The organism is Plantibacter cousiniae (nom. nud.) (assembly GCF_977070315.1).
In genome coordinates, this window is the sequence record NZ_CDRVEU010000003.1 from 282,172 (window position 1) to 299,584 (window position 17,413).

The window sequence follows — 17,413 nt, forward strand, 5'->3', positions numbered from 1 at the left end:
AACTTCTCAGGTGCCCCATGAGCGACCAGCAGACAGACTCGCCAGACTTGCCCAATGACGCAGACGAGCACGACGTGTCTCTGAGTTCCGACAGCACCTCGCTGGCCTTGCCCGGCCAGAACCTGCCCGACAAGGTTTACATCATCCCGATCCACAACCGTCCGTTCTTCCCGGCGCAGGTCCTGCCTGTCATCGTCAATGAAGAGCCGTGGGCCGAAACGCTGGAGCTGGTCAGCAAGTCCGAGCATCATTCGCTGGCGCTGTTCTTCATGGACACCCCGCAGGAAGATCCGCGCCACTTCAAGACCGACGCACTCCCCGAGTATGGCACTCTGGTCAAGGTTCACCACGCCAGTCGCGAAAATGGTCGTTTACAGTTCGTCGCGCAGGGGTTGAGCCGTGTGCGTATCCGTACCTGGCTCAAACACCACCGCCCACCGTACCTGGTAGAAGTCGAATACCCGCAGCAGCCCAATGAACCGACCGATGAAGTGAAGGCCTACGGCATGGCCCTGATCAATGCGATCAAGGAACTGCTGCCGCTCAACCCGCTGTACAGCGAAGAGCTGAAGAATTACCTCAACCGTTTCAGCCCCAACGATCCCTCGCCGCTCACTGACTTCGCCGCCGCGCTGACCTCGGCCACCGGCGTCGAACTGCAGGAGGTACTCGACTGCGTGCCGATGCTCAGGCGCATGGAGAAAGTCCTGCCGATGCTGCGCAAGGAAGTCGAGGTTGCACGCCTGCAGAAGGAAATCTCTGCCGAAGTGAACCGCAAGATCGGCGAGCATCAGCGGCAGTTCTTCCTCAAGGAACAGCTCAAGGTCATTCAGCAGGAGCTGGGCCTGAGCAAGGATGATCGCAGCGCCGACATTGAACAGTTTGAGCAGCGCCTCGAAGGCAAGACCTTGCCGCCACAGGCGCGCAAGAAGTTCGACGAAGAAATCGGCAAGCTCAAGGTGCTGGAAACCGGCTCGCCCGAATACGCCGTGACGCGCAATTACCTGGATTGGACCAGCTCGCTGCCATGGGGCATCTATGGCGCCGACAAGCTGGACCTCAAACACGCGCGCAAGGTGCTCGATCAGCACCATGCCGGGCTTGACGACATCAAGGCGCGGATTCTGGAATTCCTCGCCGTCGGTGCCTACAAGGGTGAAATCAGCGGCTCGATCGTGCTGCTGGTCGGCCCGCCAGGGGTGGGCAAGACCAGCGTCGGGCGCTCGATTGCCGAGTCGCTGGGGCGGCCGTTCTATCGCCTGAGCGTGGGCGGCATGCGCGACGAGGCCGAAATCAAGGGTCACCGCCGTACCTATATCGGTGCGCAACCGGGCAAGCTGGTGCAGGCGCTGAAAGAGGTTGAAGTCATGAACCCGGTCATCATGCTCGATGAAATCGACAAGATGGGCCAGAGCTATCAGGGCGACCCTGCATCCGCGCTGCTGGAAACCCTGGACCCGGAACAGAACGTCGAGTTTCTCGATCACTACCTGGACCTGCGTCTGGACCTCTCCAAGGTTCTGTTCGTGTGCACGGCCAACACGCTGGACTCGATCCCCGGCCCGCTGCTCGACCGGATGGAAGTGATTCGCCTGTCCGGCTATATCACTGAAGAGAAGCTGGCGATTGCCAAACGCCACTTGTGGCCCAAACAACTGGAGAAAGCAGGCGTTGCCAAAAGCAAGCTGAGCATCAGCGACAGCGCCCTGCGCGCCGTCATCGAAGGCTACGCCCGCGAAGCCGGTGTGCGGCATCTGGAGAAGCAACTTGGCAAGCTGGTGCGCAAGGCAGTGGTCAAACTGCTCGACGAGCCCGATTCAGTGATCAAGATCGGACCAAAAGACCTCGAAGCGTCGCTGGGCATGCCCGTATTCCGCAGCGAACAAGTACTGTCCGGCACCGGCGTGATCACCGGCCTGGCGTGGACCAGCATGGGCGGCGCTACCCTGCCCATCGAGGCGACGCGCATTCATACGCTCAACCGTGGCTTCAAGCTGACCGGGCAATTGGGCGATGTGATGAAAGAGTCGGCTGAAATTGCCTACAGCTACGTCAGCGCCAATCTGTCGAAGTTTGGTGGTGATGCGAAGTTCTTCGATGAGGCGTTCGTGCACGTACATGTTCCCGAAGGTGCCACCCCGAAAGACGGTCCGAGTGCGGGTGTGACCATGGCCAGCGCCTTGCTGTCCCTGGCCCGCAACCAGCCGCCGAAAAAAGGCGTCGCGATGACCGGCGAACTGACTCTGACCGGGCACGTGCTGCCGATCGGCGGCGTGCGGGAAAAAGTCATTGCCGCGCGACGCCAGAAGATCCACGAACTGATCCTGCCGGAACCTAACCGTGGCAACTTCGAGGAACTGCCGGACTACCTCAAGGAAGGCATTACCGTGCACTTCGCCAAACGCTTTGCGGACGTGGTGAAGGTGCTGTTCTAAAGATTGATACTGCGCAGGTCCTACGCTGAACGGGCACGAGAGGTGTTCTATCGGGCACCTCTCATTCCGGCACGCTTCAGCATGGGAATGCAGTTCTGGACGCTCTGCGTCCGATCCAGAGCGCGACACCGGTCGTACTCCCTCACAAAACTCCGATCAGTTATCCTTGCGCCTCGTATCGCGATACCGGAACTTGCCATGACCCCTGCCCGTTTCATTGCCCCGCTGAGCCTTGCGCTGCTGACGGCGTGCGCTCAGACGCCGAAAAACATTGTTTCCATCGACACGCAAAGCGACTGCCCGCTGACACTCACGTCCGGGCAGACGCTGATCCTGACCCTGCCCAGCAACCCCACCACCGGCTTTCGCTGGCTGACCCAGAACCCGGCCCAGAATATTCTGCGCAGCCTGGGGCCTGAGGTGTATGCCAGCGCCGAGAGCAAGGAGATGGTCGGCGACGGCGGGCAATCGGTCTGGCGCTTCAAGGCCACCGATGCCGGGACCGGCCGGCTGATGATGGTCTATCAGCAACCCTGGGCACCCGAAGTCGTCCCGGAGCAGACCTTCGAGTGCGCCATCAGCGTGAAGTGAGGCTTTGCGCACGGCTTGTCCGACAGCACGTACTGCACCATGCATCCCGGCAGCAACTTGGCTAGAATGCCGGCTTTTCAAAGCCTTCGCCGGAACCGCCGTGAGCAAAGAAACCGACCGCATTTTCGCCCAGCCGCTGGCCCAGGTGCCTGACTTCGCCTTCAACGAGGACGTGGTGCGGGTATTCCCGGACATGATCAAACGCTCGGTGCCCGGTTATCCGACGATTGTCGAAAACCTCGGTGTGCTGGCCGCGCAATTTGCGCAGCCAAATACTGTGCTCTATGACCTGGGCAGTTCTCTGGGCGCTGTCACCCAGGCCCTGCGCCGCCATGTGCGCGGTGAGGGCTGCGAAGTCATTGCGATAGACAACTCCAGTGCCATGGTCGAGCGTTGCCGTGAATACCTCAACGCGCAGAACTCCATGTTTCAGGAGTTGCTGCCGGTGCAGGTCCTCGAAGGCGACATCCTCGCGCTGGCGTTCAAACCCGCCTCGGTGGTGGCGCTGAACTTCACCCTGCAATTCATTGCCCCCGAACAGCGTCTGGCATTGCTCGGCCGCATTCGTGATGCGCTGGTGCCCGGCGGTGCGCTGATCCTCTCGGAAAAACTGCGCTTCGACGACCAGCAGGAACAGGCTCTGCTGACCGACCTGCACATCGCCTTCAAACGCGCCAACGGCTACAGCGACCTGGAAATTGCCCAGAAGCGCAGCGCCATCGAAAACGTCATGAAACCCGACAGCCTCGAAGAACACCGCCAACGCCTGCTTGCCGCAGGTTTTTCCAAGGTGGTGCCCTGGTTTCAATGCCTTAACTTCACCTCGTTGATTGCCCTGCCATGATTGATCTCGCTCCCCTCGTCCGTCGTCTGGCGGGAACCCCTCTGGCCGATTGGGCCAATGGCCTGCAGGCCCAGCTCGACACCAAGATGGCCAAGGGTCACGGTGACCTGCAGCGCTGGCAAAGTGCGCTGGATGCCTTGCCCGACCTGCAGCCCGAGCGAATCGATCTGCTCGACAGTTTTACCCTGGAAGCCGAGTGCAACGGCGAGACCCGCACCGTCCTGCGCAAGGCACTGCTGGGCCTGTCACCGTGGCGCAAGGGGCCGTTCAATGTGTTCGGCGTGCACATCGACACTGAATGGCGCTCGGACTGGAAGTGGTCGAGGGTTTCGCCACACCTGGACCTGAAGGGCAAACGCGTTCTGGATGTCGGCTGCGGCAACGGTTATTACCAGTGGCGCATGCTTGGCGCCGGGGCCGACAGCGTGATCGGGGTCGACCCCAACTGGCTGTTTTTCTGTCAGTTTCAGGCCATGCAGCGCTATCTGCCTGACCTGCCCGCCTGGCACCTGCCGTTCGCGCTGGAAGATTTGCCCGCCAATCTTGAAGGCTTCGACACAGTGTTCTCGATGGGCGTGCTGTATCACCGCAAATCCCCCATCGACCACCTGCTGGCCTTGAAAGACTGCCTGGTAAAAGGCGGCGAGCTGGTGATGGAAACCCTGGTAGTGCCGGGCGATGTCCATCAAGTGCTGGTCCCGGAAGATCGTTATGCGCAGATGCGCAACGTCTGGTTCCTGCCTTCAGTCCCCGCGCTGGAGTTGTGGATGCGCCGTGCCGGCTTCACCGATGTGCGTTGCGTCGACGTCAGCCACACAACGGTCGACGAACAGCGCAGCACCGAGTGGATGCGCTTCCAGTCCCTGAGCGACTATCTGGACCCCACCGATCACAGCAAGACTATCGAGGGCCTGCCTGCCCCCATGCGTGCGGTGATCGTGGGGCGCAAACCCTGAGGGATTAGTTATCTGGCCGCCGCCACGATCAACGCTTTCATCTCGGCCACTGCCGCCTTGAAGCCGACGAACAGAGCATGAGCCACCAGCGCGTGGCCGATGTTCAGTTCGTTGATGCCCTTGATCGCGGCGACGGCTTCGACGTTGTGATAATGCAGGCCGTGACCGGCATTGACGATCAGGCCCTGGGCGAGACCAAACGCTACGCCGTCGGCGACCCGCTGCAGTTCTTCGGCGACTTCAGTCGGGGTCTGAGCATCGGCATAGCGACCGGTATGCAGTTCAATGGCAGGTGCACCGACGCGCTTTGAAGCGGCGATCTGACGCTCGTCAGCGTCGATGAACAGCGAGACCTCGCAGCCAATCTTCGCCAGTCGCTCGACCGCTGCCTTGATCCGCGCTTCCTGCCCTGCCACGTCCAGACCGCCTTCGGTGGTCAGCTCCTGCCGTGTCTCAGGCACCAGGCAGATGTGCGCCGGACGAATGCGTTCGGCAAAGGCGAGCATTTCTTCGGTCACGCCCATTTCGAAATTCATGCGGGTCTGCAAGACATCCTTGAGCAGCAGGACATCGCGCTCCTGAATATGGCGGCGGTCTTCACGCAAGTGAACGGTGATGCCGTCGGCGCCTGCCTCTTCGGCGTCCAGGGCAGCCTTGACCGGGTCCGGGTAGCGCGTGCCACGGGCCTGACGCAAGGTGGCTACGTGGTCGATGTTCACGCCGAGAAGGATGCGAGTGCTTTGGGTCACGGTGGTCTCCAGAAAAATGGGCGAGCTGGTCGAAGCAGGCTGTAGAGAATAAAGCCTGATCAAGGCTTGCGAAACAGTTCACGGCTGACTAACGGGCGACCGCCCAAGTGTACCGCCAGCGCCTGACGCATCAGACGCTTGGCAGCGGACAACGCACCGGGGACGCTCCAGTCCGCTTCGGACATGGCCAGTAATTCCGCGCCCTGAAACAGACCGGGCTGAAGCAGGTAGACACGCTCGAGCCCGGCATCGACCTGCAAGCGATACATGCCATCAATGGCCAGCGGTTCGCCGTTGATGTCGGCGTCCATCGCGAAGCCATAGCCCAGGTCATCCAGCAACCGCCATTCGAACGAACGCAGCAACGGCTCCAGCGGACGCCCCAGAGAAAGGGCCAGCAGCGTGGCAGCGTAATGTTCGAACACGGCAGGATGAGGATCTTCGGCAGGCAACAGGCGAATCAGCAGCTCGTTGAGGTACATGCCGCTGAATAACGCCTCGCCGGTCATCCAGGTAGCGACGCCCGCGCTTTCCATGCGGCCGACATTCTTCAGCTCGCCCCGCCCTCGAAACTCGACCTCGAGGGGCACGAATGGGCGTGCCAGCGAACCCGCCTTGCCCTTGGCACTGCGCAGCACGGCACGCAGACGGCCCTGAGGCGTGAGGAAGTCGACCAGCGCGCTGTTTTCGCGATACGCACGGCTGTGGAGCACATAAGCAGGTTGGCCGGTAGGCGTGCTCATCAGGCTGGCTCGAAAGGGAAGTGTTCGCCCGACCATAGCAAGGTCGGGCGAAAGGACAGCTTAGAGGTCGCCGTAGCCAAGGGAACGCAGTGCGCGCTCGTCATCGGACCAGCCACCTTTGACCTTGACCCACAGGTTGAGCATCACCTTGGAGTCGAACAGCAGTTCCATGTCACGACGCGCATCACTGCCGATGCGCTTGATGCGATCGCCCTTGTCGCCAATGATGATCTTCTTCTGTCCATCGCGCTCGACAAGAATCAGCGCATGGATATGCAGGGTGCGGCCCTGCTGCTTGAATTCTTCGATCTCGACGGTGATCTGGTACGGAAGCTCGGCACCCAACTGGCGCATGATTTTCTCGCGGACCAGTTCGGCAGCCAGAAAGCGGCTGCTGCGATCGGTGATCTGGTCTTCCGGGAAGAAGTGGTCATTCTCGGGCAGGTGCGAGGCAATCAGGCTTTCCAGCGCTTCGAGGTTGTGACCATGCTGCGCGGAGATCGGCACGATGGACGCATTCGGCAACTGACCCTGCAGCCACTCCAGATGCGGCATCAGATCGCTTTTGTCTTCGATGCGATCGGTCTTGTTGATCGCCAGGATGACCGGCCCCTGGACATACTGAACGCGCTCCAGAACCATCTGGTCTTCGTCCGTCCAGCGGGTGCGATCGACGACGAAGATGACCACGTCGACGTCCTTCAACGCCGCCGAAGCGGTCTTGTTCATGTAACGGTTGAGCGCTTTCTCGCCATTCTTGTGCATGCCGGGAGTATCGACATAGATTGCCTGCACGGCGCCTTCAGTCTTGATGCCCAGCATGTTGTGGCGCGTGGTCTGCGGCTTGCGCGAGGTGATCGCGAGCTTCTGACCGAGAATGTGGTTGAGCAGCGTGGACTTGCCTACGTTGGGACGGCCGACAATGGCAACATAGCCACAGCGTGTTGCGGTTGTATCATTCATGACCGTTCTCCACGCCCAGGGCGATGAGTGCTGCTGCGGCGGCTACCTGTTCGGCGATCCGGCGGCTGACACCCTGTCCTCGGCTTTTTTCATTCAATAGGTTGATCTCGCATTCGACGAAAAACGTCCGGCAATGCGGCTCGCCCTGGATATCCACCACCTCGTAACGCGGCAGTTCGCAGGCCCGCGACTGGAGAAATTCCTGCAGTCGGGTCTTGGAGTCCTTGTTGGTGTCCACCAGCGTCAGGCTGTCAAACTCGGTTGTCAGCCAGGCCAGGACGCGCTCGCGCGCCGCCTCCATGCCTGCATCCAGATAGATCGCCCCGATCAGCGCCTCGAGCGCGTCGGCGAGAATCGACTCACGACGGAAACCACCGCTTTTCAACTCGCCCGAGCCAAGGCGCAGGTACTCGCCCAGATCGAAACCACGGGCCAGCAACGCCAGGGTCTCGCCCTTCACCAGCCGCGCCCGCAAGCGGGACAACTGGCCTTCGCGAGCCTGGGGGAAACGCTCGAACAGCGCCTCGCCCGCCACGAAGTTGAGAATGGCATCACCGAGAAACTCCAGACGCTCATTGTTGCGACCGGCAAAACTGCGATGGGTCAGGGCCAGGACCATCAGTTCCTGATCCTTGAAGGTGTAGCCGAGCTGACGCTCAAGGCGGCTCAAGGATACGCTCACGGTTTACCCACACTGAATTGCTTGTCGAACTTCAACACCAGATCGATGTTCTGGAACCACGGTTCACGCTGCTCATAGTTCAAATGAGCCTGGAACGCATTGTTCTCCACCGTCACTTTCAACGCCTTGTTCAAATCTATATCCCGAATGCTGTTGACCTGCATGTTCTTACCGACATAACCGTAAAAATCGTCGACCGTGGTGATGTCCAGGGTCTTGTTGGTGTCGACCGCTTCGATGATTTTCTTCATCGTCATGTAGTCGAGGTAGTGCGGAACCAGCTTGAAGGCCGTGCTCGTCGCAAACGCGACCAGCGCCAGCACCAACAGCCAGCCCACGAAAGAAAAGCCTTTTTGAGAAGTAGAGAACGTCATGTTCGACTTCGACCTCAAGAGTGCAACGCCTCCTGACCGGGTCGACTCATGCTTCAGAGGCGTTTCCAGTCAGCCCAAATGACATGCGGCGCTGCTCAGGCAGCGCCGCATCGATTACTTGATCAGCCCTACGCGCGCAAAATTGGGGAAGTGGCTCAGTTTCGGCTCGGGCCAGCTCATCCACACCGCGAACGCCTTGCCTACGATGTTCTTGTCCGGGACCATGCCCAGCTCGTCCTTGGGAATGTTGGGATCATCCCAGTAACGGCTGTCGTTGGAGTTGTCACGGTTGTCGCCCATCATAAAGTAGTGCGCGGCAGGCACTGTCCACTCACTATCAGGCGGCGCGCGGTAGCGGCTCATTTCCTGACGGATCTGATGTTCGACTTCGCCCAGCTGCTCTTCATACAGTTCCGCGCTGCCCAGTGTACCGGGCTCGGTGCCGATCAGCTTCTTGGCGACCAGCTCGCCATTGATGAACAGCCGCTTGTCGCTGGTGTAGCGGATACGATCACCCGGCAGACCGACGACACGCTTGATGTAATTGACGCTCGGGTCGCTCGGATAACGGAACACCATCACGTCGCCACGCTGCGGATCACCGATCTGAATCACCTTCTGGTCCAGTACCGGCAGGCGAATGCCGTACGCGAACTTGTTGACCAGAATGAAATCACCCACATCCAGTGTCGGCTTCATGGAGCCCGAAGGAATCTGGAACGGCTCGACCAGAAACGAACGAAGCACCAGCACGATGAACAACACCGGGAAGAACGATTTGCCGTACTCGACCAGCAAAGGCTCCTTGTTCAAGCGCTCCACGACAGCAATGTCAGGTTCGCCCACGCTGCCCTGATAGTTGGAAATGGCAGCCCGGCGGCGAGGCGCCAGGATGACCAGATCAATCAGTGCAAGCACGCCACAGACGAAGACAGCGATGACCAACAACAGCGGGAAATTTAGTGACATAGGACCTGACTATTCCAACCTGAGCACTGCAAGGAAGGCTTCCTGTGGAATTTCCACGTTGCCGACCTGCTTCATGCGTTTCTTACCGGCCTTTTGCTTCTCCAGCAATTTACGCTTGCGGCTGACGTCACCGCCGTAGCATTTGGCCAATACGTTCTTTCTAAGCGCCTTGACGGTTGTCCGGGCCACAATCTGACCGCCGATAGCCGCCTGAATTGCCACGTCGAACATCTGTCGAGGGATCAGCTCTTTCATCTTCTCGGTCAACGCACGCCCTTTGTAGTGTGCGTTGTCGCGGTGAACGATCAGGGCCAGGGCGTCGACCTTCTCGGCGTTGATCAGAACGTCGAGCTTGACCAGGTTGGCCGACTGGTAACGATCAAAATGATAATCCAGCGAAGCATAACCGCGGCTGACAGACTTGAGACGATCGAAGAAATCCAGAACCACTTCGTTCATCGGCAAATCGTAGCTCACCTGGACCTGCGTGCCGAGGAACAGCATGTCGTGCTGTACGCCACGTTTTTCGATGCACAACGTAATGACGTTGCCCAGGTGCTCCTGCGGCACAAGAATATTTGCGCGAACGATGGGCTCGCGCATGTCTTCGATGGCCGAGAGGTCAGGCAGCTTGGATGGGTTATCGACGTAAATCGTTTCGCCGGTCTTCAGCAACAGCTCGAAGATTACGGTTGGCGCGGTGGTGATCAGGTCGAGATTGTATTCACGCTCCAGGCGTTCCTGGATGATCTCCATGTGCAGCATGCCGAGGAAGCCACAGCGGAAGCCGAAGCCCAGCGCATCGGAGCTCTCGGGCAGGTATTGCAGTGAAGAGTCGTTCAGGGTCAGCTTTTGCAGCGCTTCACGGAAGTCTTCGAAGTCGTCCGAGCTGACCGGGAACAGGCCTGCATAGACTTGTGGCTGAATACGCTTGAAGCCGGGCAGCACGTCGACGTCGGGCGTGGTGCTCAGGGTCAGGGTGTCACCGACCGGCGCACCGTGAATGTCCTTGATGCCGGCGATGATGAAGCCCACTTCGCCCGCTTTCAGATCGACGGTTGCCGTGTGCTTGGGGTTGAACACGCCCACGCTGTCGACCAGATGCAGCTTGCCGGTCGACTTGACGAGAATCTTGTCGCCCTTCTTGACGCGGCCGTGGCGCACACGCACCAGGGACACGACGCCCAGGTAGTTGTCGAACCAGGAGTCGATGATCAACGCCTGCAGCGGATCTTCGATGTTGCCGGTCGGTGCCGGAATGGTTGCGACCAGACGCTCGAGAACCTCATCCACGCCCATGCCGCTCTTGGCGCTGCACGCCACGGCATCGGTGGCGTCGATGCCGATGATCTTCTCGATTTCTTCCTTGACGCGGTCCGGATCGGCCTGCGGCAAGTCCATCTTGTTCAGTACCGGCATGACCTCAAGGCCCTGCTCGATGGCGGTATAGCAGTTGGCGACCGATTGCGCCTCGACGCCCTGCCCTGCATCGACCACCAGCAACGCACCTTCGCACGCGGCCAGAGAACGGCTGACTTCGTAGGTGAAGTCGACGTGCCCGGGGGTGTCGATGAAGTTCAGCTGGTAGGTAATACCGTCTTTGGCCTTGTAATACAGGGTAACGCTATGGGCCTTGATGGTGATCCCGCGCTCGCGCTCAAGATCCATGGAATCGAGCACCTGCGCTTCCATTTCGCGCTCGGTCAGGCCGCCGCACATTTGAATGAAGCGGTCGGCCAGCGTCGACTTGCCATGGTCAATGTGGGCGATGATGGAGAAATTGCGGATATGACTCAAATCACTCACGGATCAACACTCAAAAAGGTTGCAGGCAGATTGCCCGCCGAAAAATAGCCGGGAATTGTACCTGAACTAAGCAAGAGGCGTCACGCTTACAGGCACCTGGATCGGCGCACGGTAAACAAACGGGTACAAAAAAGGGTGGCCATGGCCACCCTTTCCTCTTAAACCGACCGGTTACTCGGACAGCTTGAAGGTAATGAAGGTCGCACGGCCCTGACGCAGAACACGCATCGAGACAGAGCGATCCTTGGGCAGGCTTTTCGCCACCTCGGTGAACTGCTTGCTGGACGTGATCGCCTGATTGTTCAGGTGAGTGATCACATCACCCGCCTGCAGACCGATCAGCGAAGCCGGGCCGCCTGTGACTTCCTTGATCGCCACACCACCTTTGAGATCCAGGGATTTCTTCTGCTCGGCGGTCAGCTCGATCACCGATACGCCCAGACGATTACTGCTGCGCTCGGCACCCGTACCGCCAACATCGCCCATTTCCTGACCTTCATCAGGCAGTGCACCGACGGTGACCGTCAGCTTCTGACGCTTGCCGTCGCGAATCACTTCAAGTTCGGCCTTGCTGCCGTCCTTGAGGTTGCCGATCAGGTGCGGCAGGTCAGCCGACATGACGATTGGCTGACCGTTGGCGCTCAGAATCACGTCACCCACCTGCACACCACCCTTGGCAGCCGGGCCGTCTTCAAGCACTTGCGCAACCAGCGCGCCGGCAGGCTTGTCCAGGCCAAACGACTCGGCGAGGTCCTTGTTCACTTCCTGGATGACCACACCCAGCCAGCCGCGGCTGACTTTGCCATTGGCCTTGAGCTGATTGGCCACATCCATGGCGACGTCGATCGGAATCGCGAACGACAGCCCCATGAAACCACCGGAGCGCGTGAAGATCTGCGAATTGATCCCGACGACCTCGCCCGCCATGTTGAACAGCGGGCCACCGGAGTTACCCGGATTGATGGCCACGTCGGTCTGAATGAACGGCACATAGGTATCGTTAGGCAGGCTGCGCCCCTTGGCACTGACGATACCCTTGGTCACAGAATGGTCGAAACCGAACGGCGAGCCGATCGCCAGGACCCATTCGCCGACCTTGAGCGTATTGGAATTACCCAGCTTGGCAGTTGGCAGGTCCTTGCCTTCAATTTTCAGGACGGCAACGTCGGTACGCGGATCGGTACCCACCAGCTTGGCCTTCAACTCGCTGCGGTCGGACAGGCGTACGAGAATTTCGTCAGCGCCGTCGATTACGTGATTATTGGTCAGCACGTAGCCGTCAGGAGAGATGATGAAACCCGAGCCGAGGGACTGGGCCTCACGCTGGCGATCACCCTTGCCAGCACCCGAACCTGGCGGACGCGAACCCGGCGGCATGCTGCGCTCGAGAAACTCGCGAAGCATCGGCGGCAAGCCTTCCAGATCAGGCATTTGCTGATTGGCGACGGCACGGTCCGGCAACTTCTGGCGCGTACTGATATTCACCACTGCGGGCGACGCCTGCTCGACCAGCCCGGTGAAGTCCGGCAGGTTTTCGGCTTGAGCCGTAGCAACCTGACCGAGCATCAGCACAGCGGCAATCAATGAAAAGTAGGATTTCATGCGTGGTATCGACATATGGCTCCCGTTCGTAACGAGGAAAAAATTAAGCAGTCCGAAGCAACCGACTCAAAGACCTCAAGCAGCGATGCTCATCTCTGGATCAGCGACATGGCCTCTGGAAACGACAAAAGGCCAGAGCTGCGAGGCTGTGACCTATAGAAAAAAAACAGAGCTTTTGCAATCTGCAAACCTCACCAAACATTTCAGCGCCTGTGCCCGAGCCAGGTTGAGTGTGGCCTGGCGGCTTCTGTAACCCAGGATGAAAATTTTTACATCCTGGGATCCGTGACTTCAAATGTTTATTTATTGGCTGGAGGTTCGTCGTTACGCATCGACAATGCTATGCGCTCCGCAGTGCCCATCGGAACTTCTCCGACGACCGTTACCATCATGTCGCCCTGCGGCGTGGTGAGACGGCGCGAAACAGCCACTGTAGGGCCTAGCTGGGTGCGAATATCCGAGGAAGATCCGCCTTTCACCGACTCGATGAACACCGAAAAACGCGCCAGACCGTCACCATACATCAGATGGGTAACGGAGGATTGCGTGGAGGCGTCCTTGCGCACGCCACTGCTGCTGACTTCGAAACCCGGCGGCAGCCAGTCCGAATGCCAGGCCACAGGACTTATGGACGCTTCGGGCTTGGTTTTCACCACAGACACGGGTTTGCAATCGGCACTGGTCTTGAGCGCTTGCTCGGACAGAACACCGGCGGTGTCGAGATCGGTAAACTGGAAACGTTCGAGCAACTGCCCCTTCTCGCTCAATAGAAGCGACTTGAGCACAAGACCGGTTTCGTTATCCAGGTGAAGTTCGAGGCCGTATCGATGCTGGTCCTTGGGGGACAGCGCAACGATGGTTGCCTGGCGACCGGCCACTCTGGATTTGCCGACAACTTTTATGTCGTACCAGGCGGAGAGTCTTTTGACATCGAAGGCGCGGGCAGATGAGTCGGCCGGATTGGCCACACCCGCTTCGAGTGTGCCGCTGACGCACTGGGTAAGCCCGTCAACACGCAACACTTCCTGAGCAGAACCATCAAGTTGCAGCAAGCGCTCCTGAACATGACCGTCCGCTATGCGGTGCCAGATTCGGTGGGTAGAAAAACTACCGTTGCGCTCGTATACAAAAGTACCCTGATAGCTCTGCTGCTGATCAACCTTGGCAAGACGATTGATTGCGTCTTGCGCATCATCAGCCTGTACCGGGAGGGCAAGCCATCCACCAAGCAGTAGCGGCAGTAGAGGGACGGCTCGCATGATCCTCCTTAACGGTTTTCCAGACTCGCAGCACGAGCGTATGGCAACGCGCTTTCAGTGCCTTTCAACGCTGCTTCCTGGGCATGCTGACGCAGATAGCCCGGCAGACGCTGGTCACCTTGACCACCGCCCTGCAATACACCATTGGCCATAGGACCAGGCGCTTGCTCGGCGCTTTCAGTGTAGCCAGCCAGTACGGCCGGGCCTTTCACTTGCGGAACAGTCAGGTTTGCAGGCTGTTGGGTCTGCTGTGCCAGTTGCGCACCGGCAATGTCGTCCTGATTGTACAGGCGGACACCAGCCAGAACGGCTACGGTAACCGACGCTGCAACGGCCAGGCGACCCAGCGTACGCCAAGGACCGCGAGCTGCCTTGAGCGGGCTGACTTCGTCGGCGATCGCGGCAGATACAGCAGCCGAGATATCCAGATGAGGGATCAACAGCTCTTTGTGCATCGCTGCACGAGCAACTTGGTAACGCGACCAGGTGGCGCGAGTATCGGCATCGTCAATGGCATTCAATACCCGACGTAATTCCAGTTCGTCCGCTTCATTATCAAGTACCGCGGACAGCGATTCCTGCAGGGCTTCACGACTCATGGCGGGTTCCTCTCTTGGGCTATCGCCGCTGTCTCAGGATTCCTGCAACAACGGCTGCAGGGCTTTATCGATGGCTTCCCGAGCGCGGAAGATCCGAGAGCGCACGGTACCAACAGGACACTGCATGACGCTCGCAATGTCTTCATAACTCAGACCATCGAATTCACGTAAAGTTAGTGCCGTACGTAAATCTTCCGGGAGAAGCTGGATGGTCCGATGGACGGTGCCCTCGATCTCATCCCTCAACAATGCACGCTCCGGCGACTCGATGTCCTTGAGGCCGTGGTCGCCGTCGTAGAACTCCGCGTCTTCAGACCTTACATCGCTATCCGGTGGCCGCCGACCTCGCGAAACCAGATAGTTCTTCGCCGTGTTAATGGCGATGCGGTACAGCCAGGTGTAGAAAGCACTGTCGCCGCGAAAATTTCCGAGAGCACGATAAGCCTTGATAAAGGCTTCCTGTGCAACGTCTTGAGCCTCATGGGTGTCGTGCACGAATCGCACGATCAACCCTAGAATTTTGTGCTGATACTTCAGCACCAACAGATCAAATGCTCGCGTATCGCCACGCTGTACGCGTTCGACAAGCTGCTGATCCTCTTCCTGGGTTAGCATGAACACTCCTCGTTAAGCATGAAGGAGTGTTGCAACTGATATTGTTCAGGCTCGCAAACATAGACTCGGGCTTTTCGCAAAAGTTCTCCCCCTTCAAGCAAGTTTCCTGCAAGCCATCGTAAAGCCTGCACGAAAAACGCAGCTCGACACGGTCGGCTGCGCGAATAGTCTTGTCGCCGGTTTCGCAGTTGATGATCACTTATCTAACCCTGCGAAATCGACGCTGTTCCTGTGTAGGCAACCTGCTATTGAGCATGGTTCTTTAAGAAAAGTTCCATTGGCACAACCGCTGGCGTGAGCCGCAAACTGCATAAAACTCCCTTAAATCAATACACTGGAGCATTTCCAGCAACTCAACAAAAGGAAATCAATAGGCATGACGTCGAGGACTGGAGCACAATCCAGACCCGCCGTGGTCTCACATTGCCATGTAGGCGAGGCTATTGTGCCGTTACCCCAATACTTATACTAGTGGTCGCCAAGGGCAGAATTCGCAGATGAGTCAACATTTTCAGCATGACGTACTGGTAATCGGCAGCGGCGCGGCCGGGTTGAGCCTGGCACTGACCCTTCCCGACCACCTGCGGATTGCAGTCCTGAGCAAGGGCGATCTCGCCAATGGCTCGACCTTCTGGGCACAGGGCGGCGTTGCGGCAGTACTGGATGACACCGACACCGTGCAATCTCATGTTGAGGACACGCTGAACGCAGGCGGCGGCCTTTGCGACGAAGACGCTGTGCGCTTCACCGTCGAGCACAGCCGCGAGGCGATTCAATGGCTGATCGATCAAGGCGTACCTTTTACCCGTGGCGATGACGCAGACACCGACGAAAGCGGATTTGAATTTCACCTGACGCGTGAAGGCGGCCATAGCCATCGGCGGATCATTCATGCTGCAGATGCCACGGGCGCAGCGATTTTTCGCACCCTGCTGGAACAGGCGATCAAGCGACCCAACATTGAACTGCTCGATCAGCGCGCTGCCATCGACCTTATCACTGAACGCCGCCTCGGCCTGGACGGCCAGCGCTGCCTCGGTGCCTATGTGCTCAACCGCCACAGTGGCGAAGTGGATACTTACAGCGCGCGCTTCACAATCCTGGCGTCGGGTGGCGCCGCCAAGGTCTATCTGTACACCAGCAACCCTGACGGCGCCTGTGGCGACGGCATCGCCATGGCCTGGCGTTCCGGCTGCCGGGTGGCGAACCTTGAGTTCAACCAGTTTCACCCCACTTGCCTGTATCACCCGCAGGCCAAGAGTTTTCTGGTCACCGAAGCACTTCGTGGCGAAGGGGCCTACCTCAAACTGCCCAACGGCGAGCGCTTCATGCAGCGCTTCGACGAGCGGGCAGAACTGGCCCCGCGCGATATCGTGGCCCGCGCGATAGACCATGAAATGAAGCGACTGGGCATCGACTGTGTGTATCTGGACATCAGCCACAAGCCGGAAGCCTTCATCAAGACGCACTTTCCAACCGTCTACGAGCGCTGCCTGGAGTTTTCCATCGACATCACACGCGAGCCGATACCGGTGGTTCCGGCCGCGCATTACACCTGTGGCGGCGTGATGGTGGACAGCAAGGGGCATACCGATGTGCCGGGCCTGTACGCCATCGGCGAGACCAGCTTCACGGGCCTGCACGGCGCCAACCGCATGGCCAGCAACTCGCTGCTGGAGTGCTTCGTCTATGCCCGATCGGCCGCCGCAGACATCGAAAAGCAATTGGCTGACGTGCAGATGCCCGCCGACCTGCCTGCCTGGGACGCCAGCCAGGTCACCGACTCGGACGAGGACGTGATCATCGCGCACAACTGGGACGAGCTGAGGCGGTTCATGTGGGACTACGTCGGCATTGTGCGCACCAACAAACGCCTGCAGCGCGCTCAACACCGCGTACGCCTGCTGCTGGATGAGATCGACGAGTTCTACAGCAACTACCGAGTAAGCAGAGACCTGATTGAACTGAGGAACCTTGCTCAGGTAGCGGAACTGATGATCAGGTCTGCCATGGAACGCAAGGAATCTCGGGGTCTGCACTACACGCTGGACTATCCAGAGATGCTGCCAGAGGCGAAGGATACGATCCTTACACCCGACAAATGAGGCACGTTAGGAGCCCCAAGCGTAGCACCTAAGGCCCCGTTTGTAACAGCTTTGGGCCATATTTGTCCCAGCCCTGGGGTCCTTACCGCACCGTCCGGCTCTGAGCTGGCGAGCAGCTAAC

Annotated in this window: 16 protein-coding genes; 5 read left to right on the top strand and 11 right to left on the bottom strand. The window is 59.0% G+C overall.

Features of this window, described 5'->3' with window-relative positions; all coding sequences use genetic code 11:
* The first annotated feature begins 17 nt into the window (after positions 1-17).
* The 4 genes from lon (at position 18) to cmoB (ending at position 4,826) form a co-directional block, all read left to right on the top strand.
* Positions 18-2,435, top strand: a complete 2,418-nt coding sequence (gene lon / locus ACW55A_RS08065; protein WP_455808706.1) for an endopeptidase La — start codon at positions 18-20, stop codon at positions 2,433-2,435.
* 198 nt (positions 2,436-2,633) lie between these two features.
* Positions 2,634-3,026, top strand: a complete 393-nt coding sequence (locus ACW55A_RS08070) for a protease inhibitor I42 family protein (RefSeq protein WP_003363696.1) — start codon at positions 2,634-2,636, stop codon at positions 3,024-3,026.
* Positions 3,027-3,126: 100 nt separating this feature from the next.
* The gene (gene cmoA / locus ACW55A_RS08075; protein ID WP_003363698.1) at positions 3,127-3,870 is read left to right on the top strand and encodes a carboxy-S-adenosyl-L-methionine synthase CmoA; all 744 of its coding nucleotides are present in this window, start codon (positions 3,127-3,129) and stop codon (positions 3,868-3,870) included.
* Entirely contained in the window at positions 3,867-4,826 is a 960-nt protein-coding gene (cmoB, locus tag ACW55A_RS08080; RefSeq protein ID WP_054082104.1) for a tRNA 5-methoxyuridine(34)/uridine 5-oxyacetic acid(34) synthase CmoB, read from the top strand. Before cmoA ends, cmoB begins: the two co-directional genes overlap by 4 nt.
* Positions 4,827-4,834: 8 nt before the next feature.
* Here cmoB and pdxJ read toward each other — a convergent pair whose 3' ends face one another.
* The 11 genes from pdxJ to rpoE form a co-directional block, all read right to left on the bottom strand.
* On the bottom strand, positions 4,835-5,575 hold the full coding sequence (gene pdxJ / locus ACW55A_RS08085; RefSeq protein WP_005746594.1) for a pyridoxine 5'-phosphate synthase: 741 nt from the start codon (positions 5,573-5,575) through the stop codon (positions 4,835-4,837).
* Between the two features lie 59 nt (positions 5,576-5,634).
* Positions 5,635-6,318, bottom strand: a complete 684-nt coding sequence (gene recO / locus ACW55A_RS08090; protein ID WP_003413003.1) for a DNA repair protein RecO — start codon at positions 6,316-6,318, stop codon at positions 5,635-5,637.
* Between the two features lie 60 nt (positions 6,319-6,378).
* Positions 6,379-7,281, bottom strand: a complete 903-nt coding sequence (gene era, locus ACW55A_RS08095) for a GTPase Era (protein ID WP_003363707.1) — start codon at positions 7,279-7,281, stop codon at positions 6,379-6,381.
* A complete protein-coding gene (gene rnc / locus ACW55A_RS08100) occupies positions 7,274-7,963 on the bottom strand; it encodes a ribonuclease III (RefSeq protein ID WP_455808705.1) in 690 nt (229 codons plus the stop codon). The genes era and rnc overlap by 8 nt, the downstream gene beginning before the upstream one ends.
* Positions 7,960-8,337 carry a DUF4845 domain-containing protein gene (locus tag ACW55A_RS08105; RefSeq protein ID WP_003384196.1) on the bottom strand — a complete coding sequence of 126 codons (378 nt, stop codon included), beginning with the start codon at positions 8,335-8,337 and terminating at the stop codon, positions 7,960-7,962. Before ACW55A_RS08105 ends, rnc begins: the two co-directional genes overlap by 4 nt.
* A gap of 114 nt (positions 8,338-8,451) precedes the next feature.
* On the bottom strand, positions 8,452-9,306 hold the full coding sequence (gene lepB / locus ACW55A_RS08110; RefSeq protein WP_003363711.1) for a signal peptidase I: 855 nt from the start codon (positions 9,304-9,306) through the stop codon (positions 8,452-8,454).
* Positions 9,307-9,315: 9 nt separating this feature from the next.
* Positions 9,316-11,112: a translation elongation factor 4 gene (gene lepA, locus ACW55A_RS08115; RefSeq protein ID WP_024660706.1), complete on the bottom strand. Its 1,797-nt coding sequence runs from the start codon at positions 11,110-11,112 to the stop codon at positions 9,316-9,318.
* A gap of 171 nt (positions 11,113-11,283) precedes the next feature.
* Complete coding sequence (locus ACW55A_RS08120; protein ID WP_003363717.1) at positions 11,284-12,729, bottom strand: DegQ family serine endoprotease; 1,446 nt, start codon at positions 12,727-12,729, stop codon at positions 11,284-11,286.
* A 284-nt stretch (positions 12,730-13,013) separates the two neighbouring features.
* Positions 13,014-13,973: a MucB/RseB C-terminal domain-containing protein gene (locus ACW55A_RS08125; RefSeq protein ID WP_248697723.1), complete on the bottom strand. Its 960-nt coding sequence runs from the start codon at positions 13,971-13,973 to the stop codon at positions 13,014-13,016.
* Positions 13,974-13,981: 8 nt separating this feature from the next.
* Positions 13,982-14,572: an anti sigma-E factor RseA C-terminal domain-containing protein gene (locus ACW55A_RS08130; protein WP_003395810.1), complete on the bottom strand. Its 591-nt coding sequence runs from the start codon at positions 14,570-14,572 to the stop codon at positions 13,982-13,984.
* A gap of 33 nt (positions 14,573-14,605) precedes the next feature.
* Positions 14,606-15,187, bottom strand: coding sequence for an RNA polymerase sigma factor RpoE/AlgU (gene rpoE, locus ACW55A_RS08135; protein WP_002554912.1), 582 nt, complete (start codon positions 15,185-15,187; stop codon positions 14,606-14,608).
* A 497-nt stretch (positions 15,188-15,684) separates the two neighbouring features.
* Between rpoE and nadB the strand changes: the two genes are divergently transcribed.
* On the top strand, positions 15,685-17,292 hold the full coding sequence (gene nadB, locus ACW55A_RS08140; protein WP_498810916.1) for an L-aspartate oxidase: 1,608 nt from the start codon (positions 15,685-15,687) through the stop codon (positions 17,290-17,292).
* Positions 17,293-17,413 lie beyond the last annotated feature (121 nt).

Bases quoted from the DNA above. Each gene is read 5' to 3' on its own strand.
- lon (WP_455808706.1), top strand. From the start codon at position 18: ATGAGCGACCAGCAGACAGACTCGCCAGACTTGCCCAATGACGCAGAC.
- ACW55A_RS08070 (WP_003363696.1), top strand. From the start codon at position 2,634: ATGACCCCTGCCCGTTTCATTGCCCCGCTGAGCCTTGCGCTGCTGACG.
- cmoB (WP_054082104.1), top strand. From the start codon at position 3,867: ATGATTGATCTCGCTCCCCTCGTCCGTCGTCTGGCGGGAACCCCTCTG.
- recO (WP_003413003.1), bottom strand. From the start codon at position 6,318: ATGAGCACGCCTACCGGCCAACCTGCTTATGTGCTCCACAGCCGTGCG.
- era (WP_003363707.1), bottom strand. From the start codon at position 7,281: ATGAATGATACAACCGCAACACGCTGTGGCTATGTTGCCATTGTCGGC.
- ACW55A_RS08105 (WP_003384196.1), bottom strand. From the start codon at position 8,337: ATGACGTTCTCTACTTCTCAAAAAGGCTTTTCTTTCGTGGGCTGGCTG.
- lepB (WP_003363711.1), bottom strand. From the start codon at position 9,306: ATGTCACTAAATTTCCCGCTGTTGTTGGTCATCGCTGTCTTCGTCTGT.
- ACW55A_RS08120 (WP_003363717.1), bottom strand. From the start codon at position 12,729: ATGTCGATACCACGCATGAAATCCTACTTTTCATTGATTGCCGCTGTG.
- ACW55A_RS08125 (WP_248697723.1), bottom strand. From the start codon at position 13,973: ATGCGAGCCGTCCCTCTACTGCCGCTACTGCTTGGTGGATGGCTTGCC.
- ACW55A_RS08130 (WP_003395810.1), bottom strand. From the start codon at position 14,572: ATGAGTCGTGAAGCCCTGCAGGAATCGCTGTCCGCGGTACTTGATAAT.
- rpoE (WP_002554912.1), bottom strand. From the start codon at position 15,187: ATGCTAACCCAGGAAGAGGATCAGCAGCTTGTCGAACGCGTACAGCGT.
- nadB (WP_498810916.1), top strand. From the start codon at position 15,685: ATGAGTCAACATTTTCAGCATGACGTACTGGTAATCGGCAGCGGCGCG.